General features: G+C 42.8%; 32 protein-coding genes, 2 tRNA genes, 1 other RNA gene and 1 other annotated feature. Of the genes, 6 read left to right on the top strand and 29 right to left on the bottom strand.

The window, feature by feature from the left end:
• Window positions 1–118, bottom strand: a 118-nt coding sequence (locus tag VK080_RS08000; RefSeq protein ID WP_324224245.1) for a class I tRNA ligase family protein, incomplete at its 3' end; no start/stop codon positions are given.
• Window positions 119–396: 278 nt separating this feature from the next.
• On the opposite strand from VK080_RS08000, the gene VK080_RS07995 reads away from it, so the two are divergent.
• On the top strand, window positions 397–675 hold the full coding sequence (locus VK080_RS07995; protein WP_324224244.1) for an AbrB/MazE/SpoVT family DNA-binding domain-containing protein: 279 nt from the start codon (window positions 397–399) through the stop codon (window positions 673–675).
• A gap of 177 nt (window positions 676–852) precedes the next feature.
• Here the strand turns inward: VK080_RS07995 and rsmI are convergent, their stop codons facing one another.
• The 18 genes from rsmI to tadA form a co-directional block, all read right to left on the bottom strand.
• Window positions 853–1,734 carry a 16S rRNA (cytidine(1402)-2'-O)-methyltransferase gene (gene rsmI, locus VK080_RS07990; RefSeq protein WP_324224242.1) on the bottom strand — a complete coding sequence of 294 codons (882 nt, stop codon included), beginning with the start codon at window positions 1,732–1,734 and terminating at the stop codon, window positions 853–855.
• A complete protein-coding gene (locus VK080_RS07985; protein WP_324224241.1) occupies window positions 1,712–2,005 on the bottom strand; it encodes a GIY-YIG nuclease family protein in 294 nt (97 codons plus the stop codon). The genes rsmI and VK080_RS07985 overlap by 23 nt, the downstream gene beginning before the upstream one ends.
• Window positions 1,992–2,738: a tRNA1(Val) (adenine(37)-N6)-methyltransferase gene (locus tag VK080_RS07980; RefSeq protein ID WP_324224240.1), complete on the bottom strand. Its 747-nt coding sequence runs from the start codon at window positions 2,736–2,738 to the stop codon at window positions 1,992–1,994. Before VK080_RS07980 ends, VK080_RS07985 begins: the two co-directional genes overlap by 14 nt.
• A gap of 67 nt (window positions 2,739–2,805) precedes the next feature.
• Window positions 2,806–3,150, bottom strand: coding sequence for a DNA replication initiation control protein YabA (yabA, locus tag VK080_RS07975; protein WP_324224239.1), 345 nt, complete (start codon window positions 3,148–3,150; stop codon window positions 2,806–2,808).
• Window positions 3,151–3,163: 13 nt separating this feature from the next.
• Entirely contained in the window at window positions 3,164–3,991 is an 828-nt protein-coding gene (locus tag VK080_RS07970; RefSeq protein ID WP_324224238.1) for a stage 0 sporulation family protein, read from the bottom strand.
• 4 nt (window positions 3,992–3,995) lie between these two features.
• On the bottom strand, window positions 3,996–4,985 hold the full coding sequence (holB, locus tag VK080_RS07965) for a DNA polymerase III subunit delta' (protein ID WP_324224237.1): 990 nt from the start codon (window positions 4,983–4,985) through the stop codon (window positions 3,996–3,998).
• A gap of 18 nt (window positions 4,986–5,003) precedes the next feature.
• The gene (locus tag VK080_RS07960; RefSeq protein WP_324224236.1) at window positions 5,004–5,444 is read right to left on the bottom strand and encodes a YaaR family protein; all 441 of its coding nucleotides are present in this window, start codon (window positions 5,442–5,444) and stop codon (window positions 5,004–5,006) included.
• A gap of 32 nt (window positions 5,445–5,476) precedes the next feature.
• Window positions 5,477–5,806, bottom strand: a complete 330-nt coding sequence (locus VK080_RS07955; protein ID WP_090240502.1) for a cyclic-di-AMP receptor — start codon at window positions 5,804–5,806, stop codon at window positions 5,477–5,479.
• 14 nt (window positions 5,807–5,820) lie between these two features.
• On the bottom strand, window positions 5,821–6,453 hold the full coding sequence (gene tmk, locus VK080_RS07950) for a dTMP kinase (protein WP_324224235.1): 633 nt from the start codon (window positions 6,451–6,453) through the stop codon (window positions 5,821–5,823).
• A 14-nt stretch (window positions 6,454–6,467) separates the two neighbouring features.
• Window positions 6,468–7,907 (bottom strand): aminotransferase class I/II-fold pyridoxal phosphate-dependent enzyme, encoded by a 1,440-nt coding sequence (locus VK080_RS07945; protein ID WP_324224234.1) that lies wholly within the window; start codon window positions 7,905–7,907, stop codon window positions 6,468–6,470.
• A 448-nt stretch (window positions 7,908–8,355) separates the two neighbouring features.
• Entirely contained in the window at window positions 8,356–8,547 is a 192-nt protein-coding gene (locus VK080_RS07940; RefSeq protein ID WP_324224233.1) for a sigma factor G inhibitor Gin, read from the bottom strand.
• A 199-nt stretch (window positions 8,548–8,746) separates the two neighbouring features.
• Complete coding sequence (locus VK080_RS07935) at window positions 8,747–9,013, bottom strand: pro-sigmaK processing inhibitor BofA family protein (RefSeq protein ID WP_324224232.1); 267 nt, start codon at window positions 9,011–9,013, stop codon at window positions 8,747–8,749.
• Between the two features lie 70 nt (window positions 9,014–9,083).
• Window positions 9,084–9,302, bottom strand: a complete 219-nt coding sequence (locus tag VK080_RS07930) for a YaaL family protein (protein ID WP_324224231.1) — start codon at window positions 9,300–9,302, stop codon at window positions 9,084–9,086.
• A gap of 15 nt (window positions 9,303–9,317) precedes the next feature.
• A complete protein-coding gene (recR, locus tag VK080_RS07925; protein WP_324224230.1) occupies window positions 9,318–9,914 on the bottom strand; it encodes a recombination mediator RecR in 597 nt (198 codons plus the stop codon).
• 84 nt (window positions 9,915–9,998) lie between these two features.
• Entirely contained in the window at window positions 9,999–10,316 is a 318-nt protein-coding gene (locus VK080_RS07920; RefSeq protein WP_324224229.1) for a YbaB/EbfC family nucleoid-associated protein, read from the bottom strand.
• A gap of 26 nt (window positions 10,317–10,342) precedes the next feature.
• Window positions 10,343–12,034: a DNA polymerase III subunit gamma/tau gene (dnaX, locus tag VK080_RS07915; protein ID WP_324224228.1), complete on the bottom strand. Its 1,692-nt coding sequence runs from the start codon at window positions 12,032–12,034 to the stop codon at window positions 10,343–10,345.
• Window positions 12,035–12,337: 303 nt separating this feature from the next.
• Window positions 12,338–12,603: signal recognition particle sRNA large type (gene ffs, locus VK080_RS07910), an RNA gene on the bottom strand.
• A 162-nt stretch (window positions 12,604–12,765) separates the two neighbouring features.
• A complete protein-coding gene (gene tadA / locus VK080_RS07905; protein ID WP_324224227.1) occupies window positions 12,766–13,227 on the bottom strand; it encodes a tRNA adenosine(34) deaminase TadA in 462 nt (153 codons plus the stop codon).
• A gap of 66 nt (window positions 13,228–13,293) precedes the next feature.
• Between tadA and VK080_RS07900 the strand changes: the two genes are divergently transcribed.
• Together VK080_RS07900 and VK080_RS07895 are read left to right on the top strand one after the other, a co-directional pair.
• Window positions 13,294–13,827, top strand: coding sequence for an isochorismatase family cysteine hydrolase (locus tag VK080_RS07900; protein WP_324224226.1), 534 nt, complete (start codon window positions 13,294–13,296; stop codon window positions 13,825–13,827).
• A 63-nt stretch (window positions 13,828–13,890) separates the two neighbouring features.
• Window positions 13,891–15,180, top strand: coding sequence for a glycoside hydrolase family 18 protein (locus tag VK080_RS07895; protein ID WP_324224225.1), 1,290 nt, complete (start codon window positions 13,891–13,893; stop codon window positions 15,178–15,180).
• Window positions 15,181–15,224: 44 nt separating this feature from the next.
• On the opposite strand, the gene VK080_RS07890 is transcribed toward VK080_RS07895, so the two are convergent.
• The 4 genes from VK080_RS07890 to VK080_RS07875 form a co-directional block, all read right to left on the bottom strand.
• Window positions 15,225–15,740, bottom strand: coding sequence for a type 1 glutamine amidotransferase domain-containing protein (locus VK080_RS07890; protein WP_324224224.1), 516 nt, complete (start codon window positions 15,738–15,740; stop codon window positions 15,225–15,227).
• A 164-nt stretch (window positions 15,741–15,904) separates the two neighbouring features.
• Window positions 15,905–17,620 (bottom strand): acetate--CoA ligase, encoded by a 1,716-nt coding sequence (gene acsA, locus VK080_RS07885; RefSeq protein WP_324224223.1) that lies wholly within the window; start codon window positions 17,618–17,620, stop codon window positions 15,905–15,907.
• Between the two features lie 221 nt (window positions 17,621–17,841).
• Complete coding sequence (locus VK080_RS07880) at window positions 17,842–19,068, bottom strand: dicarboxylate/amino acid:cation symporter (RefSeq protein ID WP_324224222.1); 1,227 nt, start codon at window positions 19,066–19,068, stop codon at window positions 17,842–17,844.
• Window positions 19,069–19,156: 88 nt separating this feature from the next.
• Window positions 19,157–19,228, bottom strand: a tRNA-Arg gene (locus VK080_RS07875).
• A 189-nt stretch (window positions 19,229–19,417) separates the two neighbouring features.
• Between VK080_RS07875 and VK080_RS07870 the strand changes: the two genes are divergently transcribed.
• The 3 genes from VK080_RS07870 (at window position 19,418) to VK080_RS07860 (ending at window position 21,278) form a co-directional block, all read left to right on the top strand.
• A complete protein-coding gene (locus VK080_RS07870) occupies window positions 19,418–20,065 on the top strand; it encodes a deoxynucleoside kinase (RefSeq protein ID WP_324224221.1) in 648 nt (215 codons plus the stop codon).
• Window positions 20,066–20,077: 12 nt separating this feature from the next.
• Window positions 20,078–20,761 carry a deoxynucleoside kinase gene (locus tag VK080_RS07865; protein WP_324224220.1) on the top strand — a complete coding sequence of 228 codons (684 nt, stop codon included), beginning with the start codon at window positions 20,078–20,080 and terminating at the stop codon, window positions 20,759–20,761.
• Window positions 20,762–20,939: 178 nt separating this feature from the next.
• Entirely contained in the window at window positions 20,940–21,278 is a 339-nt protein-coding gene (locus tag VK080_RS07860) for a hypothetical protein (protein WP_324224219.1), read from the top strand.
• 131 nt (window positions 21,279–21,409) lie between these two features.
• Here the strand turns inward: VK080_RS07860 and proC are convergent, their stop codons facing one another.
• The 6 genes from proC to VK080_RS07830 all read right to left on the bottom strand — a co-directional run bounded on the left by proC (window position 21,410) and on the right by VK080_RS07830 (window position 26,530).
• Window positions 21,410–22,225 (bottom strand): pyrroline-5-carboxylate reductase, encoded by an 816-nt coding sequence (gene proC / locus VK080_RS07855; protein WP_324224218.1) that lies wholly within the window; start codon window positions 22,223–22,225, stop codon window positions 21,410–21,412.
• 83 nt (window positions 22,226–22,308) lie between these two features.
• Window positions 22,309–22,524: a binding site (T-box leader), on the bottom strand.
• Between the two features lie 235 nt (window positions 22,525–22,759).
• Window positions 22,760–23,575, bottom strand: coding sequence for a hypothetical protein (locus VK080_RS07850; protein ID WP_324224217.1), 816 nt, complete (start codon window positions 23,573–23,575; stop codon window positions 22,760–22,762).
• Window positions 23,562–24,068 carry an RNA polymerase sigma factor gene (locus tag VK080_RS07845; protein ID WP_324224216.1) on the bottom strand — a complete coding sequence of 169 codons (507 nt, stop codon included), beginning with the start codon at window positions 24,066–24,068 and terminating at the stop codon, window positions 23,562–23,564. Before VK080_RS07845 ends, VK080_RS07850 begins: the two co-directional genes overlap by 14 nt.
• Before the next feature lie 225 nt (window positions 24,069–24,293).
• Window positions 24,294–24,386 (bottom strand) — tRNA-Ser (locus VK080_RS07840).
• A gap of 56 nt (window positions 24,387–24,442) precedes the next feature.
• Entirely contained in the window at window positions 24,443–25,657 is a 1,215-nt protein-coding gene (locus tag VK080_RS07835) for a M20 family metallopeptidase (protein WP_324224215.1), read from the bottom strand.
• A gap of 57 nt (window positions 25,658–25,714) precedes the next feature.
• The gene (locus VK080_RS07830) at window positions 25,715–26,530 is read right to left on the bottom strand and encodes a MetQ/NlpA family ABC transporter substrate-binding protein (protein ID WP_324224214.1); all 816 of its coding nucleotides are present in this window, start codon (window positions 26,528–26,530) and stop codon (window positions 25,715–25,717) included.
• Between the last annotated feature and the right edge of the window lie 43 nt (window positions 26,531–26,573).

The raw sequence follows: 26,573 nt of genomic DNA, 5'->3' as shown, positions 1-26,573 counted from the left end.
GTTTATAGCGTGCCATGGCATCACCGGCAACCGTTGAATAGGCATGTCCGATGTGCAGATTGCCGCTTGGGTAATAGATTGGGGTTGTTATATAGAATGTTTTCGTTGTGTTTGGCATGGGCTTTCCTCCTTCATCATTATTTCTATTGTAGCTATTTTTTAACCGTTTGCCAATCATTCACAGACTATCAGCGCTTTTCTTGATAACCGTCATTTTAACAAAAAATAAACGAATTGTTTAGTTGCGTGAATTTTCATATTTATGTTAATCATGTGTGATATATTTATTGACACCGGTCATAATGGCTGGTACTATATTCCATAAGCAAGTGTCGAAACATGCCGAAAAATTTTAGAATGGCATAAAAAAGCTATTAGAGGGGAGAAATGGAAAACATGAAATCTACCGGAATTGTTCGGAAGGTTGATGAACTCGGCCGTGTCGTCCTTCCGATCGAATTGCGCCGTACACTTGACATTAACGAGAAAGATGCCCTGGAAATTTATATCGATGATGACAAAGTCGTATTAAAAAAATACACGCCGAATATGACGTGTCAGATTACTGGGGAAACATCCGATGATAATTTCTCACTGGCAAACGGTAAAATCGTTCTCAGCCCTGAAGGTGCAGAACAACTTGTTGAAGAAATCCAATCACAATTAGACAAATAACTAAATCTTGTATGACAGCGACTGTATGTTCGAAAAACGGCTGACGCATTGGTTTTCCAACGTCAGCCGTTTTTTTGGTACTGTTATTCTTAATCGTTAATTTAACAGATTTGCCGAGAAGTCCCCTTCAAAAACTTTGGAAGCTCCATCAAAATCTTTGATATAGTTGTAGAGGGCTTACTCCTTCTGGTCAATATGGTATGCCTGATAAACATCACGTTTGGACATCTGGCGGTCCGCTGCAACAAGTTTGATTGCTTCTTTACTGGAAAGGTCCGCTTGACGCATATAATGCGTGACATGTTCAACGATTGAAAAGCTGCTCCACCATAGCTTATTTTTCGGTGCTGATTCATTGGAAGTCCCTTCAATGACTAGACAAAATTCACCTTTCAGTTCCGTTTTGTCAGCCCAGTCAATAAGCTCAGCGACATGACCGCGAATATATTCTTCATATTTCTTCGTCAGTTCACGGGCGATTGAGATCTGCCGGTTGCCCAAATGTGCATGCACCATTTTTAGCGTATCTTTTATTCGATAAGGCGATTCATACAGAAGCAGTGTCCCATTTAACCGCTTTAACCGCTCCAGTTCAGCTTCTTTTTCTTTCTTCTTACGGGGCAAGAACCCATAGAATAAAAATTCATCTGCCGACAGTCCTGACCCGACGAGTGCACATAATGCGGCATTTGCGCCAGGTAAAACAACGACCGGATAATCCGTTTCAATCGCTTGCTGTACCAATTCGAAACCCGGATCTGATATGCCGGGCATACCCGCATCACTGACAACCGCGATTGATTCACCATTGTCCAGGCGGTTCATCAGCTGTTTCCCCCGGCTTTCTTTATTGTGCTCGTGGTAACTGACAAGTGGTGTTTTGATGTCAAAGTAATGAAGCAGCTTCTTCGTATTTCTGGTATCTTCCGCAGCAATCACAGAAACGTCCTTCAATGTCTTTAATGCCCGGAAAGTGATATCCTCCAGATTCCCGATCGGGGTCGGCACAACATAAACCGTATGCTGTTCCTGTCCGCTAAAACTCTTTTGAATTTTCATAGGTCATCACTTCTTTCAGCTTATCCCGGATTAACTGGGCTTTTCCTTTTCGGGTAAGCTGTTTGATCTGATGTTCCCGCTGCATGGCTTCCTTTTTTGTCGGAAACTTTTCCACAAAAACGACCTGAAACGGGCCGCGGCCGCGCGTATACTTAGCACCCTTTCCTTCCTCGTGCATCCTGAGGCGATGCTCCAAATCGTTTGTGTAGCCGGTATAAAGTGTGTTGTCGGCACATTTCAGAATATAAACGATATGTTCATTGTTTTCCATAAATGATTCCCTCTGCTTCCGTTGTATACGTATTATCATCATTGTAGATGTATAAAGGCGGTAAAATCGTCAAATCAGCACTGCCATCCCGGATCCCTTCAATCAAAAGCATATTGGCATCCCTTCCGCGTTTAGGATAGACAAACTGAAGCCGTTTCGGTTCAATTTTATATTGCCGGAATAACGTGATAATATCCACCAGTCTGCCGGGGCGGTGTACCATTGCAACCTTCCCGCCTGGCCGTACATGCAGTTTGCTGGCTTTAACGACATCTTCCAGCGTGCTGTGAACTTCATGCCGTGCTATCGTTAAGTAGTCATTCCGATTATGCTCCGTTTTAGCAGGTGTCGGAAAGTATGGTGGATTGCACGTCACCACATCGAATGCACTGTGCCCCAAAACAGTCTTCATATCTTTTAAATCACCGTGAATCATGGTTAACCGGTCATTAAGCCCATTCAGCTCGACACTCCGTTTTGCCATGTCAACAAGCCGCTCCTGTATTTCAACGCCGGTAATTGAAGCATATGTCCGCCGTGATAACAATAATGGTATCACACCATTTCCGGTGCATAAATCAAGAATATGCCCCTTTTTGATCGGCACATAAGCAAAATGAGCCAACAATACAGCATCTAGGGAAAAGGAAAACACCTCATGACTCTGAATAATATGCATATTGTCCTCTGCCAATAAGTAATCAAGTCGTTCACCATCAAATAGCTGTACCATTCAACACTTCCGTTCTTTAAGCGATATAAAAACTGCCTCTACCGGATAGAGACAGCTCTATAATACACTATTTGGTTTTGCTGAGAAACTGAAGACAAAATAAGCAATCCTCTTCTCGCCGTGGCGTGCCAAAATGCACATTGCAAATATGGAATCCTTCTTCATAAAGCCTTGCCAGGTTATCGTAACCCTCTCCGGGTATATTGCTGGTGTCATTCACCATTTTATTTTCCTTAAAATCATCATCAGCTTGCTCGAGACGGCTACGCAAATGGTAATTTTCCATCTCCAGACGATGTTTTTCCTCCAGCAGGTCACTTAATTTTCCTTTTAAATCACCCAGCTGTTCATATAATTCACCAATTTGTGTTTCCATATCGGATACCTGATCGAAAATCTGCCGTTTTGACACGCTTATCACCCCACTATTCTGTGGCTTGCGCTGTAATAATGCCCTCATCGATCATTTCATCTAACGTGTATTCGATCACACGTTCATCTTCAGGTAATTCGATATGAATAACACGTTCCAGAATATTCAAACCGACTACTTTGCCCTCACCATATGGCGTTTTAACATGTTCGCCGATATCAGGCAATTCACGTTTTGCCGCTTCATAGTCATCATTCTCATACTTCAGGCAGCACATGAGCCGGCCGCACAACCCGGAGATTTTTGCAGGGTTTAATGACAGGTTCTGATCTTTAGCCATTTTGATGGATACCGGTTCAAAATCCCCAAGAAATGTTGAGCAGCAGAGCATTCTGCCACATGGGCCAATCCCGCCCAGCATCTTTGCTTCATCGCGCACACCGATCTGTCTGAGTTCAATTCGTGTTTTGAATGCTGCTGCCAGATCTTTCACCAGGTTCCGGAAATCCACCCGGCCGTCTGCTGTAAAATAAAAAATAATTTTATTGCGGTCAAATGTATATTCAACATCTACCAGATTCATATCCAGTTGGTGTTCCTTAATTTTTTTGGTGCATGATGCCAGCGCCTTGTCAGCAAGCTCCTTGTTTTCAACAACTGTTAATTTGTCCTTTTCATCCGCCAAACGAATAACTTTTTTAAGCGGAAGCACAACATCCTCTTCATCAACCTGCTTATTCGTAATGACAACTTTTCCGAACTCAATACCGCGAACCGTTTCAACAACAACATATTGATCAACTTCTATATCATTGTTTCCCGGATCAAAATAATATATTTTACCCGCCTTTTTAAAACGGACGCCGATTACGTCAATCACTCAATCACCCCTGTATTTGAATGGTGAGCTGCTCCATCACAAGTGTCGGGTTGACGTTTTGCCTGAGTTTCCGTTTCGCATCAAGCAGTTTATTCAATATATCAAGCAATTTTTCCTGTGAAAAGAACATCACCAGATTTTCAATTTTCCCGTCATCCTTCGCAAACACGACCGTATTATCTTCTTTGCCAATATGACAATAGAGTATATCCTTAAATGCCAGCAGCAGCAAATCCAATCCTTGTTCCTGCTGCGAGCGTTCCCTAAAATGCGGCATCCACTGCTGGTGGATAAACAAAAAAGCATCATTCGGGTTTGTTGAAATCGTTTCTATTAATTGTATCATTAATTTTCGTGCCTGCGCAAACCACTCATCTTCACCAAGCGATATCGCTTCATCCAGGTTATTGGTTAGGGTACTGAGTAAGACAGCCGTCCTTCGAGGAAAGCCATAATCAATTAATTGCCGTTGAACAGTTTGCGGGTTGAGCGGTTTCAAATCAATCACCTGACAGCGTGAATGAATTGTCGGAATGATCGATGAACTGTTTTCGGTCATGAGTATGGCAGTTGTCTTTTTGGATGGCTCTTCCAAAAACTTCAAAATACGGTTGGACGCATTTGGTGTCAGCGTATCAGCACCCTTTACAACATAGACCTTTTGATCGGATTCCAGACCCGAATAAGTGAATTCTTTTTGCAAATGTTCAATCTGTTCTTTGCGAATTGACTGTCCGTCAGGTTCAATCCAATGTACGTCAGGATGGTTGCCTGACTCAATTCGTTTGCATTCATTACATTCCCGGCAAGGTTCGACACCAGAACGATTACTGCAAAATAGCGTTTTTGCCAGCAGTAGTGCAATGGCCTCTTTTCCTGTTCCGCGTTCCCCCTGGAGTAAATAGGCATGAGAAACGCGGTCCCTTTTAATGCTGTTAGTGATGATTTTGCTTGCCAGCGGCTGGATTTTGGCTATTTCAGACCACGTTGTCATTTCTTTCCCTCTTTTTACTTACGTATATAGATTAACCAATAGACCCTTTATTTCCCCGATAAGGCCAAGCAAGTCCACCGTTTTTCGTTCCTGATTCATGATTTCTTCCGTTAATTCAACCAGTCTTTCATCCACTTCTTTGACAATTGCCAGCTTTTGATTACGGCCCTCCATGCTGAAATGGTGTGATGTCTGTAACGCCAGTCCATCATATACGGTTTCCTGCAAAAACCGTTTAACCATTCGTTTAAACTTAGCCAAGTCGCGAAAAGAACGAAAGCGGGCAAGCCTATCACCCTGTACCGTAATATTCTTCATCAGCTGCTGAATTTCCTGCTGTTTCAGCTCATGAGTTTGGGACTGAACCATTCCATTAAATGATTGACGGCTTTCTGCAGGTGATAGCTGTGCTTTTCTTGCTGTATCCATTTTTGATTGCAATTCCGGATTGACTTTCATCAGTTCAGCCCCCTTAGTCTTCTTCTTTTGTTCTAAAACTGCATAAATTGTTCGATTGGGAGGATAAATACAGTTGCACCGCCGACTTCGACTTTGACCGGTTTTGGAATATACGAATCAGCATTGCCACCCATTGGTGAAATCGGTGCTACCATCTGTTCGCGTTTGGAACAATTATCCCTGATGACATTCAGTGCCTGATCGACATATTGATCTTCACAGCCAATCATTAGCGTGGTATTGCCCTCTTTTAAAAAGCCGCCGGTCGTCGCCAGTTTGGTGATTTTAAAATTTTCCTCACCTAATGCATCAAGCAGACGGTTGGTATCTTTGTCCTGAACAACTGCAATGAGTAATTTCACGCCTCCACCCTCCTTTACTTATTTTTTAAATAGGCATCAATATATGAAACTGCTTCAGACTCAACTTGTGCAAATGGCTGATCCGCATTGATAACCTGAATACGATCAGGAAATTTTGACACAAGTACTTGATACGCTTCATAAACTTTTTCATGAAACCGGATATTTTCGAAATCAAGACGGTTTCTTTCCCGATTCTCATTCGCCGCAATGCGGGCCAGTCCCTTTTTCGGTGCAATATCGAAAAACAGGGTCATATCCGGCATCAAATCCTGAATGGCGAACTGATTAACCGAAAACACTTCATCAATACCAAGTCCTCTGGCAAATCCCTGATAGGCAAGGCTGCTGTCGACAAACCGGTCACAGAGCACAATTTTTCCATCCTCAAGGGCAGGCAGAACCTTTTCCGTTAAATGCTGTCTGCGGGCTGCTGCCAACAATAAAGCCTCTGTCCGTGCATCCATTGCGGTATGGTCCGGGTCAAGAATGATGTCACGGATTTTTTCGGCGATTTCAATGCCGCCTGGTTCCCGAGTTGCCAGGACATCAAGCCCTAGATCCGCAAGTTTTGTTTTAGCTGATTTTAGAATAGATGACTTACCGGATCCTTCGCCACCCTCAAATGTAATAAAATAACCGTCCACGTGCTGTTGCTCCTTTATTTTGAACATCTTCTTATTTGAAAAACATTTATTTCGTTGTTTATATCCAAATGCTGAAAATGAACACCTTGCTGATGGAAAGCTTCCAATATCCGAATATGGTGACGGGTAATTCGTTCACCCTTCAGGATAAGAGGTATTCCGGGCGGATATGGCGTGACAGCCTCTGCCGCGATATATCCAGCCGATTGCTGAAACGGAACTTGCGTTACACTAAGCTTGTGCATTGTTGTATAATCCAAGTCAAGCTCCATCAGACGTTCTGTAAAAAGATTGTTTGTATTTATTATATCATGATTCGGTGTATTTTTTAATTGAGTACCGATATGTCCGACCGCATTTTTCAGATGATTAAACTTATCAAAAGGCGCAAGCCCATGAATAAACAGAACTTGGGTGTGGGTCGATAGTTCCGGGTAAATGCCTTGCGCTTCAAATAAATCGGCTATTTTCTTCCCGGTCATTCCATGTTTCACCTGCAGTGTGATTTTCAGCGGATCATCTGCCCATAGGACGTCCCAATAATCGCTTGAATCAAGCATGTTACTGACCTGATGGGCACTTTCCAATATTAATGCCAGATTGTGCGCTGTTAAATTTGCTAAAAAAGAACGCGCCAAATCCAGTGAAGCCATAATAGGATACGACGGACTGCTCGATTGAAGCATTTGCAGATAATGATGAATACGGCTGTCAGAAATCCGTCCTGTCCGTGTATGCAAATAAGCCCCCATCGTCATCGCCGGTGCCATTTTATGCGCTGACTGAACTACTGCATCCGCCCCAAGTGCCAGTGCAGAATCCGGGAACGCACTGCTTGATGGAAAGTGGACCCCATGGGCTTCATCAACCAGCACTGGTATATCATATTCATGGAAAAGCTTAATGATTTCTCTCATTTCAAATGTTTTGCCGAAATAATCCGGATAGGTCAACATAACCGCTTTGGCCTCGGGGTGCTGCTTAAGTGCCTTCCTCATTGTTTCGATATCCGGTGCCGTATAACGATTAACAGAATCATCAAACACCGGCGAAAGAAAAATTGGTCTTGCACCAGTCAATTCCAGTCCATTGAAAATTGACTTATGGCTATTGCGCTGCACAATGATTTTATCACCTGCGGAAACTGTTGATAAAATCATGGCCAGATTCCCTGCTGTACTGCCGCCAACCAGAAAATGCGTATGGTTCGCCCCGAAAAAATCCGCAGCCAGCTCCTGTGCTTTATTGATCATACCATTTGGCGCATGCAAATCATCCAGTCCTGACAGCTCCGTCAGATCCAGCGGCAATAAAGACCCAAAATGTTCCCGTGCCTGGTCCGGGAAAATACGGCCGTTTTCATGGCCGGGAACATGAAATGAAACCGGGCTGCTGTCAGCAAACTGTTTCAGAGCATCATATAAAGGTGTTTTTTTCTGATTACTGTTCATCATCCATCCGTCCTTTTTTGCATGTCTATCTTTCATCCCATATGTAATGGTCAGTAACCAGCCGGAAAACGGCGGCTGACTGTCCGTAAATGTCCGATTCTCTTCGGGCCTTTACAATGCAGGTCACAAAGGCGTTGCAACAGGACAAGGAAAGCTGCGGCAGCGATGCATCGCACGAAGAAAAAGTGCTTTCCTTTTTCGAGGACGTTGCTTCTTAACCTTTGTTCCTCTTCTTCAGCGGAAAAAGCGCCTTGTTGAATGAAGTTTCACTTTACCCCGCATATAATGGTCAGTAATCCCCCAAAAAACGGGGGAAAACTGACCTTAAATGCCCGATTCGGTTCAACTAACATTCAACAGGGACAGAGCGCCTTGTTGAATGAAGTTTCAATTTATCATAATCCAGTAAAAAAGGCTCCTGCAAAGATTTTGCAGGAGACCTATTGAGTGATTAGGAATATAGTGTTGGTTGATTCATATTTTTTAATTTTTGCAGATAATAGCGATATTTTTCTTCGCGTGGTTCGGTATGAATCATGTTTTTTTCACATTCACAGCAAATGAATAGTTTATATAAATGAATGCCCCATTCCTTTTCTTCTTCGCAAATACCGCACCGTTCCATTTCTTTTTTTCGTTCCATGTCCCCACCTCCGTTAGCTTAGTATCTCCTAATCTAACGAATTTTATACGAATCATTGAAACTTTTTTAGAAAAACCTGGCTTTCACCAAGTTTTATAGTGATACCCTGGATTTTAACTTTACTGACGCTGCAATGAAAGTATATGCGAGGAGAGCTTATCTCTTTACAAATTGAACGAAGGCAGGCCAGAACAATTTTTTACGGCAGGATAAATAGGTGAATGGCGGCAAGCGAAGTCAGGCCAAACAAACCCAAAAATCCCGAGACGATCACTGTAAATAGATTTATAGGGATATGCAGGCCTATTGTTCCACCGAATACGTTAAAGAAGAACAGGAACAATATGCCGATTCCCAGTTTCACAGTACTGTTCGCGATGAAACGTATTGGTTTAACAGGAGCACCTACAAATAATAGAATAACGATTAATACCACCATGATCGAAATGACCAATGTCGAGCTCATGCCGAATCACTCCTTTTCCTTGTCCCTTTCTATTTATATATGAAAGGATATAAGGAAAAAGAACTGAAATCTATTGATTGTAGCGGATAGCACTGATTTTCCGGTGTCTGGCTTCCCGTAATAGATATAAATATTTAGCTTGTGCGATACCCTCTTTATAAAACCCTTCTTCAGTCGGTTCGATACTTTTTTTCACAATCGATTGCATGACCTTCCATTCATGTTCCAATAAAAACAATGAATCCAATAATTGCTCGTCCACTTCTCGTTTCCGTCTTTTTCTTCCCATACGCCTCACCTGTCTTTATAAATCTCGTCTGCCTTCCAGTGCTTTAGACAGCGTCACTTCATCTGCGTATTCAAGGTCACCGCCAACCGGCAATCCGTGGGCAATCCGACTCGTTTTAATGCCTGATGGCTTAACAAGACGGGAAATATACATCGCTGTCGCTTCCCCTTCAATATTCGGGTTCGTAGCCAGAATCAGCTCCTCGACCGCTTCATCTTTTAGCCGATTGATCAGATCCGGCACATTGATATCTTCAGGACCAATACCATCCATCGGTGAAATGGCACCGTGCAGCACATGATATTTTCCGTTATATTCTTTCATTTTTTCCATGGCAATCACATCTTTCGGATCCTGCACAACACAGATAATCGAGCCATCTCTTGACGTATCCTGACATATCGCACATGGATCCTGGTCTGTGATATGACCGCAAGTTGAGCAGTGTGTTAATTCACGTTTAGCATTCACCAATGATTTGGCAAACTCCACCACATCATCATCTTTCATGTTTAACACAAAAAATGCCAGACGGACAGCGGTTTTAGGGCCGATCCCTGGCAATTTTGTGAAACTGTCAATCAGTTTGGAAATCGGTTCCGGATAATACATGCATATGCCTCCCATTAGAAAAACTCGGCATTCGAATGCCGAAGTTTTTCTTATAAGGTCAACTATCCTATTTCTTTTCTGACGTTAGAACATTCCGCCGGGCAGATTCATTCCTTTTGTGAATTGTCCCATCGTTTCGTTGGTTTTGTCTTCGATTTGCTGAATGACATCGTTTGTAGCTGTTAAAATCAGGTCCTGAAGCATATCAATATCGTCGGGATCGACCACTTCTTCAGAAATCTCAACATCTGTTATTTCTTTTTTACCATTGGCCGTCACTTTAACCATGCCACCCCCGGCTGATGCTTCAAATGTCATTTCATGCAACTCTTCCTGCGCCTTCATCATTTTCTTCTGCATCTTTTGCATTTGCTTCATCATATTGTTCATATTGCCTTTCATAAAAAAACGCCTCCTAGAAAAATGATCTATTCATCGTGAATTTCAAGCAGCTCATCCCCTACCAGCTTACGGGCTTCTTCCACAAGAGGGTCCGTCTGCTGTTCTTCTTTGGCTGCTGATTGCTCTTGTCTGCTCAGATATTCATTGCGCAGCTCCTGCCAATTATTCGCAGGTATTGGTATAATCGTCCACTTCTTGCCCGTCACTCTTGCCAGCACCGACTCCACAGTTTCCCGGTTATCCAAAAACAGTGAACAATGAATTTCGTATTTAAATTGGACGACCAGGGAATCACTTGACGCGGCAGCAGGCTTGCTGTCCTGTATTGTAGCATGTGCCGGGGCGCTTGTCGATTTCAGTTGACTTAAAAATGACGCCCATTGTGACTGGACTTCTTTAAGGATTGATCTTTCCGCTGCATCCAGCACACGGCGGATTTTCTCATACGGCACATTGTAACGGTTTTTCGCCGATCTCGGGTTCGATCGTCTCGGTTCTTTTGCCGGTGCTGGCTGCTTTGCAGCTGCCGGTGATTCCTTCAAAGCAGTCAATTCTTTTTCCAGATGCTCAATTCTTCCCATAAGCTTTGAAACCGTATCAGCATCAGCGACATTCGCCGGTGCGTCCTGTCGGTTGCCTCGATTGGTTATCGTCAAAATGGCAATCTCGATAAACACTTTCGGGCTGGTTGACCATTTGATTTCCTGTTGGCACTGGTTCAGGTGGGTGATTGTCTCCTGGGTCCAGTCTTCTGAAACATTTCCGGCGAGCTCTCTGAATGATTCATCAACCATGGCACGTTCCAATATATCCTCAAGGCTTGGCGCACTTTTGTACAGCAGCAGATCGCGCAAAAAATAAATCAGGTCATACACAAAACGTGCCGGATCTTTTCCGTTCTGAATCAAATCATCAAGCAGTGATAGAGCTTTCTGTACGTCCTGATCATGCATGGCTTTGACAACGTCTGTCAATATCCCCTGTGCCACACCACCCGTGACAGCAAGTACATCTTCCAGTTGTACCTCTTCATCACTATATGAAATCGCCTGATCAAGAATACTGAGCGCATCCCGCATACCGCCCTCTGCGGCAAGTGCAACAGTTTCCAATGCTTCATCCGAAACAGTTATTTGTTCAGCTTCAATAACTGTTCGCATCCGCTCAACAATGGACTTGTTCGAGATTGGTTTGAAGTCAAAACGCTGACACCTCGAAGCTACCGTCAGCGGAATTTTATGCGGTTCAGTCGTCGCCAAGATGAAGACAACGTGTTTCGGCGGTTCCTCGAGCGTTTTCAGTAAGGCGTTGAACGCACTTGTGGAAATCATGTGCACTTCGTCGATAATGTACACTTTATATGGAACTGAGCTGGCGGCATACTTGACTTTATCTCGTATCTCGCGGACATCTTCAACACTTGTATTTGATGCCGCATCCATTTCGATAATATCGTTAATCGAACCATCCTGAATACCGCGGCAGGATGCACATTCATTACACGGTTCTTTGACAGGGGCATGTTCACAATTGATCGTTTTCGCAAAAATCTTCGCGGCACTCGTTTTTCCGGTTCCCCGTGGCCCGGAGAATATATAGGCATGCGAAAATTTTTCTTGAACAATCGCATTCTGCAGTGTTTTCGTAATGTGGGTCTGTCCGACAACATCCTGGAAGGTTTTTGGCCGCCATACGCGGTATAGTGCCTGATAGCTCATAATGAACGTTTCCCCTTTTTTATTTCTATCTAAATTATACTCGATTTTATAGGTGAATGTGAACCCTGACGGATGATTAGTTAAAATTTAGTCTTAGGATATAGACAGGTAAGACGCAAATTCTGATGAACACCCAAAAGTTGCTGATAGAATGTGTAAAATTACTGATGAATTTGCTTAAAATTGCTAATGATTCTAAAAAATGAAGATAAACAGCTCTATGTTAATAAATTTTCCATAGATATGAAAAAAACTGCACCACTGTCACGATGACATTGGTACAGTCTTTCTTTATTATGTATACCGTGCACCCATTGTTGACCGGATGTCCCTAAGCGTTACCCAAGTTCATGGCTCGGCTCAGGCTTCCCCGCGGCACACAAGAATGACCACTTACTGCTGCTTCCTTCCGGATCTGACAGGGTTCATGGGTTCCTGTTGCGCAGGACCTGGGCGTCAACACCACTCCCTTGAGGCAGGCCTTAAAGACATCCAGCCTCAAATGGGAATTCGACCTCGCTATAGCGGATTGCGAGTACAGGGCACCGCTACCTCCCCGCTTAGCACGGCAATCATTATTATACTTATATTTCATGTAAAATGCAATCATAATCAGGAAGTGGATACATTTTACAGTCAATTTTCTGTCCCGCCGGTAAGAAGGATACAATTAGAAAACTTGTTGATAGACGTATTTCACTGATAACCGGGGGTTAGTAATCTTTCTTAAATTATGATTTCTTTTGCCGAAGCTCCCGGAAAAACGCCGTCAGCATAGCACTGCACTCAGCTTCCAATACACCGCCCGTCACGTCAGCCTGATGATTAAACCGCTCGTACTGCAGCAGATTCATCAGCGTACTTGCGCAACCTGCTTTCGGATCCGGTGCCCCAAACACAACCCGTTTAATGCGTGACTGGACAAGCGCCCCAGCGCACATTGGACACGGTTCAAGCGTAACATACAAGGTACAGTCCTCGAGCCGCCAGCTCCCAATTTTTCGGTTTGCCTCCTCAATGGCAAAAAGTTCCGCATGTGATAATGTTTTCTGCGATATTTCACGGACATTATAACCTGTTGCGATGATCTCATCCCGATAAACAATCACCGCTCCAATCGGTACCTCATGCACTTCTTTTGCCTTTCCAGCCTGTTTGATGGCTTCCCGCATATATACAGCATCTTTTTCCATTTCAACACCTCGTAACGTTTGAAATCAATTATAAAGGAAAAACTGAAAGAAGAAAGGAGTCGCTTTATGGATACGTCTATTGATAACAGTGCCATTCTATTTATTGATATTATAAATGATTTTAACTTTGACGGCAGTGGCAAACTGCTGAAATATACAGAAACTATTTTACCTGATTTAAAAAGGTTGAGGCAGTTCGGAAAAGAAAATGACATTCCCATCATTTACATCAATGATCATTACGGCACTTGGCACTCAGACTTCCGGAAAATTCTCAACCACTGTCAAAACAGCCGAAACAGGCATATCATTCATGAAATAAAACCGGATGATTCGGATTATTTCCTGATTAAACCACAGCATTCAGCCTTTTTCCAGACGCCATTGCATGCCCTGTTAAACGACCTTGGCAGAACACATCTGATCATGGCCGGAATCGCCGGCGACATTTGCATTTTGTTTACGGCAAAGGATGCTTATATGTATAAATATACGATGCATATTCCGGAAAATTGTATGGCATCCGAAGAAAAAGACGGCAACGAATACGCGCTCTATCTCATGCGTTCCGTTATGGATGCTGTCATTGATCCAATTTAAGTTATATCCTCTCCGCTTAATTCATATTGTATAAGAGGAAATGAATTTAAGGGAGGGGATTTTTTGCAGATTCATGTGGTACAGCAAGGCGATACGCTTTATAACATTGCTAATACATACGGAACTGTGCCAGCGGATTTGATAGATGCAAACGAACTCGACGCTCCAAATAACCTTGTGCCAGGCCAGACACTGGTCATTCCTATTATTGGGCAATTTTATTTTGTCCAAGAGGGAGACAGCTTATATTCGATTGGCCAGCAATTTGGTCTTTCTGCTGAACAGCTTGCGCAAAGTAACAATATTCCGGTTGGAAGTACACTATCTGTGGGGACACGATTATATATTCCCGAGCAACCAAAACCGGAAATCACTGCAAATGCCTATATCGAGCCTACGGGGGAAGAAGTTTCCCAAACGCTAATCAACGCCGCCACCAAAACAACGCCATACCTGACCTACCTGGCACCTTTCAGCTATCAGATCAACCGTGATGGCACGCTGACAGCTCCGCCGCTGAATAACTTTGCACAAATTGCCGCCAGTCAAAATACCTCACTGATGCTTGTGGTTACCAACCTTGAGGAAGGAGAGTTCAGCCAGGAACTTGGACATATTATCGTGACTGTTCAAGCTGTACAGAATACATTACTGGACAATATCATCAATGTGGCGAATGAAGTCGGGTTCAGTGATGTCCATTTTGACTTTGAATTTCTGCCGCCCGAAGACCGTGAAGCTTACAATAATTTTTTGCGAAAAGCAAAACAGCGCTTATCAGAAGAGAATTTATTAATGTCCACTGCACTGGCGCCGAAAACAAGCACAGAACAGACCGGTGCTTGGTATGAAGCGCATGATTATGCAGCACATGGTGAAATTGCTGACTTTGTAGTGCTCATGACGTACGAATGGGGCTATAGTTATGGACCACCACTAGCTGTATCACCGATCGATGAAGTACGGAAAGTCGTTAATTTCGCATTGAGTGTTATGCCGGCAAATAAAATTTTACTTGGACAAAATTTATACGGCTATGACTGGACGCTGCCATTTGTAGAGGGCGGCGAACCTGCTGAAGCCATCAGTCCCCAGGAAGCGATTACACGAGCACGCGAACAAAATGTGGCCATTCAATATGATACCGAAGCACAGGCACCCTTCTACACGTATACAGATACACAGGGGAACAATCATGAAGTATGGTTTGAGGATGCACGATCGATTCAGGCGAAATTTGATATGATCAAAGAATTGAATTTGCTGGGAATAAGCTACTGGAAATTAGGTTTGGCATTTCCACAAAACTGGCTGCTCCTGCAGGATAACTTTACAATCCGGAAATTGGATTGAAAAAATCCCCCTTAACCGCTGTTCAAGCGATCGGGGGATTTTTGTCAGCCGCTTAAAAGATTCAATGCTTCCCTGTTAAACGCAGGAATGTCATCCGGCTGGCGGCTTGTCACCAGCTGATTGCTGCACACGACGACTTCCTGATCCAGTACATCCGCTCCTGCATATTCCATATCCACGTGGATGGATTTGAAGCCAGTTGCCTTACGTCCTTCCAGTGCTTTTGCCGTAATCAGCAATTGCGCACCATGACAGATCGAGAATACTGGTTTTTTGTCGTCCATGAATTGTTTGGCGAACTTGACGAACCGTTCATCTGCACGCAGCATGTCCGGTGAAAAACCACCGGGAATAAACAATGCATCAAATGCTTCCGGCTTTACATCAGCAATTGATTCATCAACCGTGATCGTCACTTCTTTATTTTTACCTGTCACGTCTTTACCTTTTTCCGGACCAATTGTTACCACTTCATGTCCGGCATCCTTGAAAGCCTTAGCCGGATCTGTATATTCAACATCCTCAAACATGTCTGTCATAACAGTTGCTATTTTAGCCATTTGAATTCACTCCTTTAGATGTTGGTATATAAACATTTTACTAATAAAGGCAAAACTTGTTTCATTATCATTTTAGTACCATTAAGGCGCTTTCCACAAGTAACTTACTTAAAAAATGATTGCCTTAAATGAGACTGTCACGTAATTGTGACAGCCTCCTCATTTTACTCCTCCAATGTTGACGTATCGCCCGTTGGCAATCCTAACTCCCAGGACTTCAGCAGACGGCGCATAATTTTACCACTGCGCGTTTTTGGAATCGAATCTTTAATTTCCAGTTCACGCGGTGCAGCATGGGCACTTAAGCCGGTTTTAACAAATTGGCGTACATCTTCAAGCAGTTCACTTGAATCTTTATAACCATTATTCAGTGTGATAAATGCTTTAACAATTTCTCCGCGCGCAGGATCCGGTTTACCAATGACACCGGCTTCGGCAACAGCAGGATGCTCAATCAGCTTGCTTTCAACTTCAAATGGTCCGACACGCTCACCGGATGTATTAATGACATCATCCAGCCTGCCCTGAAACCAAAAATAGCCGTCCTCATCTTTATAGGCACTATCGCCGGATACATACCAGCCATTGATAAAATAACTCTCATATTTTTCCGGTCGCTTCCAGATCTGACGCATCATTGCCGGCCATGGTGCTTTGATTGCCAGGTTACCCATTTGATTTGGCGGGACTTCATTTCCTTCGTTGTCAACAATTGATGCTTCGATGCCCGGAATCGGTTTGCCCATTGAGCCTGGGCGAATTTCCTGTGATGGCAGGTTAGCGATCAGCTGTGCACCTGTTTCCGTCATCCACCATGTATCGTGAATTCTCAGATTGAAGGTCTGCAAGCCCCACGTAATGACTTCCGGATTCAGTGGCTCCCCAACACTCATGATATGCCGCAATGATGAAAGATCATGTTTTTTCACAGCATCTTCACCGGCACTGACCAGCTTCCGGAGTGCAGTTGGTGCCGTATACCAAACTGTCACATTATATTTATCAATCGTGCCATACCAGTCGTCAGGGCTGAAACGACCGCCGCGGACGACATTTGTGACACCGTGAAGCCATGGGGCAAAAATGCCGTAACTTGTTCCGGTTACCCAGCCCGGGTCAGCCGTGCACCAGTAAACATCATCTTCACGTAAATCCAGTACCCACTCAGCAGTGGCATAATGTTGGATCATCGCATTGTGAACGTGATAGACACCTTTTGGCTTACCAGTGGATCCGGATGTATAGTGAATAAGCATACCATCCTCAAGATCAACCCACTCAATATCAAAATCGATTGATGCATCCGCCATTTCCTGATGATAATCGAGGTATTTATCGGACGTTTCACTATTTTCACCCACAAGAATGATTTTTTTAAGAGCAGGTAAGTCGTCTTGCGGAATCCGTTCAAGTAAATCCGGCGTTGTAATCAGCATGCTTGCTTCACTGTCATGCAAACGATCACGAACTGCCTGCTCCATAAACGCTTCAAATAACGGCCCGGCAATGGCACCGGTTTTTAAAATACCGAAAAACGTGACATAAAATTCCGGGCTTCTCGGAAGGAAAAGAAATATACGATCGCCTTTTTCAACCCCATATTTTTTCAACACGTTTGCAAATTGATTGCTCCGCTTGCTTAATTCACTAAACGTTACTTTTTCCTCACGATCGGGTGACGAATATAATAACGCAGCTTTATCTTTTTTACTGGGATCTTCTGCATGGCGGTCTACAGCCTCATACGCTATGTTGACTTTACCCGTCTCATTCCAGCTGAAGTGTTGTTTGACATCATCCCATGAAAACGTCTCACGCATGTTTTCATAGTTTTGCAGGTTGTACTTACCGTCTTGTGCAGGTATGTGCTGCATATCCATTCCTATCACCTCATCTTAAAGTTGTTGTAACCGGTTGCAAAGTGCTTGGACAGAGTACGTCTAATTGCAGTAATTGTACAATTATATCAATTTTATAAACATTCCGGGAACACCCATTATTTTAGAACATTTTGTGACAATTTTAAAGTATTTTACTTAAAGTGCATTAAAAAAATCCCCCTGCATTAATATCCTGCAAGGGGATTCGTAACGTTTCATCATTAGCTTGTACCGGTAGTTTCCTTTCGTTTTTCTCTTTCTGAAATAATAAAAGCGCACGCTGCGTCACCTGTAATATTCAAGGATGTCCGCATCATATCCAATAAGCGGTCGACACCAATAATCAGTGCAATGCCTTCTGTTGGAAGTCCGACCTGATTTAACACCATTGCCAGCATAACCAGACCGACGCCCGGAACACCTGCTGTCCCAATACTTGCCAGTGTAGCAGTAAGAATAACCATCATAATATCGGCTAATCCTAAATCAATCGCGTACACCTGCGAAATAAACACCGTCGCCACAGCCTGCATGATGCCTGTTCCGTCCATATTTATTGTCGCACCGAGCGGCTGAACAAAACTGCTGACTGATTTTCTGACACCAAGCCTTTCCTGGGCCATTCTCATTGAAACAGGAAGCGTGGCACTGGAACTGGATGTACTGAATGCAACCGACATGGCTGGAAAAAATTCTTTATAGAATGTCAAAGGACTTCCTTTGCCAATCCCCCGGATTGCCAAACTGTACGTAAAGGCTCCATGAAGAACAAGAGCTAAAATAACGGCAACCATGTACATAGCCATCGATCCCAGTGCATCAAGTCCCGCATCACCAAGAGCCGATGCAATCAAGGCAAATGCACCATATGGGGCAGTTTTCATGACTAGATTGACCAAAAATAACAGTATTTCATTTGCTTCTTCAAACAAACGATAAATCCGCTTAGTTTTATCACCCAGTACAGCCAGGGCAATACCAATAAAAATAGCAAATGCAATAATTTGCAGCATATCACCACTGCTCATAGCCTCTATCGGATTTTCCGGAATAATATTAATCAGTGTCTCCATAACAGGTGGAGGTGTTTGTTCTTCGTATTCTTGATCACCAATATTAAAATGCCCCTCTGCACCAGGCTCCAGCAAATAGGCCATGCCAATACCAATCGATAGGGCAATGGCTGTCGTAACGAGATAGAACGTTATTGTCTGCACACCGATCTTACCAAGTTTTACCGGATCACTGAGACCCGCTGCGCCCAGTACGATGGATACAAATACAATTGGAACAACCAGCATCATAATCAAATTCAAAAACAGCTGACCAACCGGATTTAACACGTATTGATCAGCAACAGAAAAGACATCTGATGGTGCAAAACTTAAACCAACACCGGTTATAACACCCAATACAAGCGCAATCAGGATTTTCTTTGTCAAACTCATGCTGCATATTCCTTTCGTGTCAAATTTTCGAATTGATTTATTTGAGTGGAATGTATGTTGTATCATTCAAATTGAAATTTATGAGGCACGCCCCCGGCAGGAATCGAACCTGCGCACACGGCTTAGGAGGCCGTTGCTCTATCCCCTGAGCTACGGGGGCATGTTTTGGTGAGACTAGTCCATTGCAAAGAGAAGCGTCCCGAAAGTAGAAAAAGGCACAATAAACATTATACAAAATTTCAAGCCAAATGAAAAGACAGATTCTAATTTAAAATGGAAGTACCTTTTTAGATATGCTAAAATGTAAACCATCTGTCAAAGAAATCAGCTGCTGATTGGAGGGAAGGTTATGCCAGAGGTCCCATTCATCGCAATCGAAGGACCCATCGGAATCGGAAAGACATCACTTGCAAAAAAACTTTCTGTCCATTTTGATTTCCATCTATTAAAAGAAATTGTTGAGGAAAACCCATTTCTCGGAAAGTTTTACGACGATATTGAGGAATGGAGCTTTCAAACAGAAATGTTTTTTCTTTGCAATCGTTATAAACAACTGGAAGACATCGAGCAACAATATCTGAACAAGAACAAATCGGTCATAGCCGATTATCATATATCTAAAAACATGATTTTTGCTAAACGTACACTGCAGCCGGACAAGTTTGACAAATATGAACAAATTTACCATATATTAACAAAAGATATGCCGGTTCCAAATATGTTGATCTACTTACACGCAAGTCTTGACACGATTTTAAAGCGAATTCACCTTCGCGGCAGAGAGATTGAACAGAATATCAAACCATCCTATTTGGCACAGCTTATACAGGATTATGAAGATTATATGAATAAATTTGAGGTGCTTCATCCTGACATACCGGTTATTCGAATTGATGGAGATAAAATGGATTTTGTAAAGCATCAGAAAAATCTTGATAAAATTATAGAACGTGTGGAACAGCAAATGTGCAACCATAAAACAGAATCCAAACAATAAAGGGGAACCAAAATGAATTTACGTGATAAATACAAGATTCCGCATGACAGCATTATCACTGTTGCTGGTACTGTCGGTGTCGGAAAATCAACAATGACGAAAGCGTTAGCCAACGCCCTGGACTTTAAAACGTCTTTTGAAAAGGTTGATAAAAATCCATACCTTGAAAAATTTTATGATGACTTTGAACGCTGGAGCTTTCATCTGCAAATTTATTTTCTGGCTGAACGTTTTAAGGAACAAAAGAAAATTTTCGAGTATGGCGGCGGATTTATCCAGGATCGTTCAATTTATGAAGATACAGGCATTTTCGCTAAAATGCATTACGAAAATGGAACGATGTCCAAAACAGATTATGAAACATATGCAAACTTGTTTGAATCAATGGTAATGACACCTTATTTCCCACATCCGGATTTATTAATTTATCTGGAAGGATCTTTTGATAAGATTGTGGAGCGGATTCATAACCGCGGACGGGACATGGAAAAGAATACACCTATTTCCTATTGGGAAGAATTGTATAACCGCTATGAAGAATGGATCAATAATTTCAACGCATGCCCAATATTGCGCATCGATATTTCTGATTATGACTTGCTTGAAGCGGAAGAATCGATTGAACCAATTCTGAAGAAAATCAGCCATTTTATCCAGCAGTCACGCAAATGGAAAGCCCGGGAACTCATAAGATAGGAACAAAGGTGCTCAAGTGAATTGGAGCACCTTTTTTAGTGCGTCACTTCAATATTGAAATTTACCGGTTCAAGACTAATAAACGCCACCTTCAGTGATTTATATCACCACTGATTTTTATCATTTCAGGTAGAGTAAACATTGAAACATATTTTGAATCAGAAAGGAGCACATGGCGTTGGCTGTCATTCGAACGGAAAATGAACGGGACCTTGTCGTAGAAGCAGATTTGTCTGATCTGCATGCTTTCATTGATGAGGCAACACGGAATTTGGATGAATACAAAGATGAGATTGCCGTCATTTATGACAAGATGCCGAAGTTTGATTATATATACTTTTGCTTCTATGCCTATTCAACGTATCGGCTGCTGGAGGCAACATTAGATTTTGATACGAGTGATGTCGGACACATACGGGTGGTTGCCCCGGATGAATTTTTCTATGCGTTCTACGGCATGATCGCAACACTGCATATTCAAGCTTCGGCAAAAGATAACAAGGAACTCGGAGCATAAAGTGAAACTCCAATTCAATGGGACGCTCTTCCCCATTGAATGGTAGTTGAACAGAATCGGGCATTTAGGGGAAGTTACCCGGCGTTCTTGGCCGGGTTACTGACCATTAGATGCGGGAAAACAGGGTTCTTTTACAGTTTCTTTCCCAATTCAATCGAACGTTCCCGTGCCCGTTCCACACATGTCATGACTGCTTCCTGAAAGTTATGCCGGCTCAATGATTTCAGTCCGGCCTGTGTGGTGCCGCCGGGACTTGTAATATTCTCACGCAATGTGGTTGGATTCAGGCCAGATGTCTGCAGCATTTCCCCAGCCCCGACAATTGTCTGTGTGATTAACTTGCGGGCTGTTTCATGATCCAGCCCGGCATCCATGGCAGCTTGTTCCATGGCTTCAACTAAATAATACACATATGCCGGCCCGCTTCCCGATATGGCCGTAACGGTGTGCATATCTTCCTCGGATACTTCAGTTGCTGTACCGATTGTACTGAACAGCTTCATCGCCGTTTGCAGATGTTTTTTTCCAGCAAATTTCCCCCGGGTAACAGCTGTGGCAGATTGACCCACTGCAGATGAAGTATTGGGCATTGCCCGTATAACCGGGACTTCTTTGCCGATTAATCGTGAAATCATATCGGTTGAAACACCCGCTACAACTGAAATAAGCAACTGGGTCTCATTTAAGTAATGGCTGATCGACGTCACGGCAGCCTCCAGATCATAAGGCTTGACGGCGATGACGACAATATCAGCACCCTCTACGGTTTTTTGCTTATTGTCTGAGTTTTGAACGTCATATTGTTTTTCCAAAAATGCCAGACGTTCTTTATCAGACTTATTCGTCACTATAATCTTCTCTTTTGGATAAAATTCACTGTTTAATATGCCGATCAGAATCGATTCAGCCATGGATCCGGCACCTATGAATGCGAGTTTTTCACTCATCCTCATCTCTCCTTAACATTTTAAGTTCTGATAATCTTGCATAACCGTTTATAAATTAGAAAAAACACCTCAATCGATCCTCGTAAAAGGACGGATTGGGGTGTTTTCCGTGGTACCACCTTCATTGACATGCCATGCATGCCCACTCTGTTTTCATAACGCAGCGAGACTGCGGTCAGGTTTTAATCTGACACTCCAAGGCAGGTTTCACAAAAGCCGACACCGATGGAATCTTTCAGCCGGTGAATTCCAATCTCTTGCGGGAAGCTGTTTGCTACTGACCTCTTCATCATTTTCAACTTATGAAAAAATGCGGTCAATTGAATGCAACTGTATTAATTAGGATGTATTTTTATGTACTATACCTGCTAACACACCGGTTGTCAAGAGTATATTGTAAGTTCCAATGTATCAAAACAAACCCAGGTTTTTCTGCTTTCACGTTTAAACAGAGGCATATACTGATTGGCTGGAAAAAAGATTTGGAAATCAAGGCTTTCACTTGTTGTTAGCGAAAGCCCTATTCTGATGTTATTATTCGATTGATTCCCGTAAAGCTTGCAGTCGTGGTCCCATGCCATCGCCAGCTTCAATCACATATTCATATTGAATGACGAGTACATTTTCCCCGATTTGGTAGGCATAATAGCCTTGAGGAGGGTCTGAAAAATGCTGTCGAATCCCTTGATACGGATTTTCATCCTCTGATGTGGCAGTTGGCTCTTCCGTATAGTTGAAATCGCCGCTGTATTCGGATTGTGTTTCAGAAACGACATCATTTAGTTTGGCATCCTCCATGACTTCAATTGTAATCCAGGCATTATCAGCATCACTGTAATGTCTGACTGTTTGGTCTTCAGTGGTATAGTTGCCAAGGAACGCCCCCATTTGGTACCGAATCCCATATGGTTCAATTGTGTAGTTTGTAACCGTCACGTCTTCCGCCATGCCTTCATTCATAATGGTTTGAGTTTCTGTTGCCTGTTCCGTTACCGATAATTCTTCAGGCACCTGAGAATCTTCAAAAGTTTCTGCTGTATCATCTGAGTTATCAGCAGGTTCCTGTGCTTTTTCACTTGTGCTTTCGTTATATTCCGATGTGTCATGCTCCTCAGTCGGCAATACTGATTGATTGTTGTTGATTATATTCGTCACGAGCACACCGCAGATCAGCAAAGCGGCTGCCGTCGATAACCAGATGGCTGACTGCTTTAATTTTGACCGTTTACGCTTTTTTTTCGCATGTTTTATAATTGCCATCTTCATCGATTCTTTTTTTTGAGGGTCCAATGAAGCGGATGTTTTCAAATCTTTTAGCTCCTTTTGCAATTCGTCGTCATTGAGATTCATGATAGCCCTCCTTTACTTTCCCCTTCAAAGCCTTCAGTGCCCGGTGAAATGTGACCCGCACTTTTGTATCAGGCCATTTTAAAATATTCGCTGTTTCGGCGACCGATAATTCCTCAATTCCCCGCAATATGACGACGTCCCGATAATCCTGTTTCAACTTGGCAATCGCTTGGTGCAATTGCTGTTTGGTTTCATTGGCCAATTGTTTTTCCTCCGGTGATGTCTCTGTTTTATAATCATACGTTTTAATCAATTTCCGCCAATCTTGCCGTTTCCTTTTACGTGCTTCATCAATGGCCAGGTTTCGGGCAATTGATATGAGCCATGTTTTAGGGCTGGAATCACCTTTGAATGAATCATACCGATCAATTGCCTTTATAAAGACTTCCTGCACCAAATCTTCCACATCGGGAGTGGACATGTAATAGACAAGAAACTTATAGATATCCTCACTATAGGCATCAAACCAGTCCGAAATTAATTCCTCATCCATCCCCGCGGCCTCCTTTAAGCGGACTTCTCCTCAGATGTCCTCCTGTTTATTAGACGTTATTTGATTAAACATATTACAGTATTCGTAAAAAGTCATCAATTTCACTAAAAAAGCACATCCACGATTGTTCGGATGTGCCTGATTCCTTTGATATAAAAAAAACCGCTACAAATGTAACGGTTTGGCGGTTTCTTTGAATCTCCAATTCATGCGGTTCAATTTTAATGGAGGAGGTAGAGGGATTCGAACCCCCGCGCGGTTTGACCCGCCTGTCGGTTTTCAAGACCGATCCCTTCAGCCAGACTTGGGTATACCTCCATGCGACAAGATATAATATATCATGCGAATTATATCTTGTCAAAATATTTTTCGCCCTATTTATCAGCAGGCTGTGTCCGTTCCAAAAATTCTTGATAAATCTCATCATAAACTTCTCTATTCGTTAAAAGTTCCAGTATGGTCAAAGCAACTGCCTTTGCTCCCGTTATAAGTGCCTGATCCCCCTTTTTGGACCTTGCTGCTTCTTTGAATTCAACCGTATGTCCGACTAGATCTGAGCGGCCTATTTTAATATGGGGATGGATGGCAGGAACAACCTGGCTGACATTCCCTGCATCGGTTGATCCTAAAGCTGTTTTTTTCTGTGTATTGACTGTCTCACCTAACCCCTCAATGACCTCTTTAAACACATGATCAAACCGCTCATTCACAATAAAATTATCGACTTCATTTTGAAATGCCGTTATTTTGACAGTTGCCCCGGTTGCTGAAGCAGCGCCATTTGCAATCTTTTTCACTTTTTCTGTAACGTCCTTTAATATAGTCCTGGTCGCGGCCCGTACAAAAAATCTTGCCTTTGCATACGCCGGAACGATATTTGGAGCATCACCACCATCAGTAATAACACCATGAATCCTTACATCAGAAGGTAAATGTTGCCGTAGCGCATTAACCCCATTAAACAATTGAATAACACCATCTAATGCATTAACTCCTTTTTCCGGATTTGCTGAAGCATGTGCAGATTTCCCAAAAAACTCAAAGTCAAGGGGGTCAACAGCCAGAGTCGGACTGGTCAGATTCGTTTCATTTCCGGGATGGAGCATAATGGCGGCGTCAATATCATCCAACAATCGTGCCTTAACAAAACTTCCTTTTGCACTGCCGTTTGGTCCACCTTCCTCAGCAGGCGTCCCAAGTATAACCAGTTTTCCGCCAACTTCATCAATTACCTGGCTTAAGGCAACAGCTGCTGCAACACTTGTTGTTCCAATCATATTATGCCCGCATGCATGACCTATTCCTGGCAACGCATCATATTCAGCTAAAAATCCAATTCGCAGCCCCTCTTTTTCACCTTGTCTTTGTGCCAGAAATGCTGTTTCATGACCTGCAGCACCTTTTTTAACAGAGAAACCTTCTTTAGAAAGAATATCCGTTAACAATTGTGAAGCAAAATATTCTTCATTTCCGATTTCCGGATTATCATGAATCATATGACTTATTTTAATATATTGCTCTTTATTCGCCTCAATGTAATCTGATATTGATTTTTTAATTTCCGTTAATCTGTCTGCTATCACCGTCATCTGATCACCCCGTCATTTTATTTTTTTAAATCTTTTATTTTCCGCATCCTAAAATGGTTACCATCCTATTTTATCCAATGGTACGAACGTTGGTATTTGATTTCCATCGTATTCCTCTTCAATTAGTTCTTTCACATCACCTGATTGATAAATATCTGCTAACTGCTGCAGCACTTCGTTATCTTTGTCTTCTTTATTAACAGCGATGATATTGATATATGGTGTTGCTGTCTCATTTTCATGAAAAATGGAGTCATTTAAAGGGCTGAATCCTGCATCAACTGCGATACCGTTATTAATGATGGATGCTGCCACATCCGGCAAGACACGCGGCGTTTGAGCAGCCACAAGTGTTTCAAACTGTAAATTTTTCGGGTTTTCTATAATTTTGTCCAGAGATCCGTTTCCATCAAAATGTTCCTCCAGTTTAATCAGACCAGCTTCTTGGAGCAGCAATAACCCGCGTCCCATATTGGTGGCTTCTTTAGGTAATGCAATGGTCGCCCCATCTGGCAGTTCTTCCGGCGAATCGTATTTTTCAGAGTAAAGCCCCATTGGCGCTATAACGGTTGTGGCAATTGGAACCAGATCTAAATTATGTTCCTCGATGAATGCATCAAAATAGGACACCGTTTGAAAAGCGTTCGCATCAAGTTCCCCTTCAGCCAGCGCCAGGTTTGGCTGTACGTAATCGGAAAAGCGGACAATCTCAACGTTGATTCCTTTTTCTTTTGCTTTTTCAGCAACAAAATCCCAAACCGTCGTATCAGAACCGCTGATTCCAACTTTCACTGTCGTTTGAGCATTACTTGAGCATGCACCCATAACAACCGCCAGACTGATAAACATTATTAAAAATCCAAATTTCTTCATGTTGTCTTCTCCCCTTTTATTTATAGTGACACATAGATTGCAG

It is taken from the genome of Lentibacillus sp., from assembly GCF_035301925.1.
In the GTDB taxonomy this organism is placed as follows: Bacteria; Bacillota; Bacilli; order Bacillales; family Amphibacillaceae; genus Lentibacillus.
This window is presented reverse-complemented; position numbering and strand designations above follow the sequence as displayed.

Coding starts and splice junctions, on each gene's coding strand:
- VK080_RS07995 (WP_324224244.1), top strand. CDS start 397: ATGAAATCTACCGGAATTGTTCGGAAGGTTGATGAACTCGGCCGTGTC.
- rsmI (WP_324224242.1), bottom strand. CDS start 1,734: ATGAAAATTCAAAAGAGTTTTAGCGGACAGGAACAGCATACGGTTTAT.
- VK080_RS07985 (WP_324224241.1), bottom strand. CDS start 2,005: ATGGAAAACAATGAACATATCGTTTATATTCTGAAATGTGCCGACAAC.
- VK080_RS07980 (WP_324224240.1), bottom strand. CDS start 2,738: ATGGTACAGCTATTTGATGGTGAACGACTTGATTACTTATTGGCAGAG.
- holB (WP_324224237.1), bottom strand. CDS start 4,985: ATGACAACGTGGTCTGAAATAGCCAAAATCCAGCCGCTGGCAAGCAAA.
- VK080_RS07960 (WP_324224236.1), bottom strand. CDS start 5,444: ATGAAAGTCAATCCGGAATTGCAATCAAAAATGGATACAGCAAGAAAA.
- VK080_RS07945 (WP_324224234.1), bottom strand. CDS start 7,907: ATGATGAACAGTAATCAGAAAAAAACACCTTTATATGATGCTCTGAAA.
- VK080_RS07940 (WP_324224233.1), bottom strand. CDS start 8,547: ATGGAACGAAAAAAAGAAATGGAACGGTGCGGTATTTGCGAAGAAGAA.
- VK080_RS07935 (WP_324224232.1), bottom strand. CDS start 9,013: ATGAGCTCGACATTGGTCATTTCGATCATGGTGGTATTAATCGTTATT.
- VK080_RS07930 (WP_324224231.1), bottom strand. CDS start 9,302: ATGGGAAGAAAAAGACGGAAACGAGAAGTGGACGAGCAATTATTGGAT.
- recR (WP_324224230.1), bottom strand. CDS start 9,914: ATGTATTATCCGGAACCGATTTCCAAACTGATTGACAGTTTCACAAAA.
- VK080_RS07920 (WP_324224229.1), bottom strand. CDS start 10,316: ATGAAAGGCAATATGAACAATATGATGAAGCAAATGCAAAAGATGCAG.
- dnaX (WP_324224228.1), bottom strand. CDS start 12,034: ATGAGCTATCAGGCACTATACCGCGTATGGCGGCCAAAAACCTTCCAG.
- tadA (WP_324224227.1), bottom strand. CDS start 13,227: ATGGAAAAAGATGCTGTATATATGCGGGAAGCCATCAAACAGGCTGGA.
- VK080_RS07900 (WP_324224226.1), top strand. CDS start 13,294: ATGGATACGTCTATTGATAACAGTGCCATTCTATTTATTGATATTATA.
- VK080_RS07890 (WP_324224224.1), bottom strand. CDS start 15,740: ATGGCTAAAATAGCAACTGTTATGACAGACATGTTTGAGGATGTTGAA.
- acsA (WP_324224223.1), bottom strand. CDS start 17,620: ATGGATATGCAGCACATACCTGCACAAGACGGTAAGTACAACCTGCAA.
- VK080_RS07880 (WP_324224222.1), bottom strand. CDS start 19,068: ATGAGTTTGACAAAGAAAATCCTGATTGCGCTTGTATTGGGTGTTATA.
- VK080_RS07870 (WP_324224221.1), top strand. CDS start 19,418: ATGCCAGAGGTCCCATTCATCGCAATCGAAGGACCCATCGGAATCGGA.
- VK080_RS07865 (WP_324224220.1), top strand. CDS start 20,078: ATGAATTTACGTGATAAATACAAGATTCCGCATGACAGCATTATCACT.
- proC (WP_324224218.1), bottom strand. CDS start 22,225: ATGAGTGAAAAACTCGCATTCATAGGTGCCGGATCCATGGCTGAATCG.
- VK080_RS07850 (WP_324224217.1), bottom strand. CDS start 23,575: ATGAATCTCAATGACGACGAATTGCAAAAGGAGCTAAAAGATTTGAAA.
- VK080_RS07845 (WP_324224216.1), bottom strand. CDS start 24,068: ATGGATGAGGAATTAATTTCGGACTGGTTTGATGCCTATAGTGAGGAT.
- VK080_RS07835 (WP_324224215.1), bottom strand. CDS start 25,657: ATGACGGTGATAGCAGACAGATTAACGGAAATTAAAAAATCAATATCA.
- VK080_RS07830 (WP_324224214.1), bottom strand. CDS start 26,530: ATGAAGAAATTTGGATTTTTAATAATGTTTATCAGTCTGGCGGTTGTT.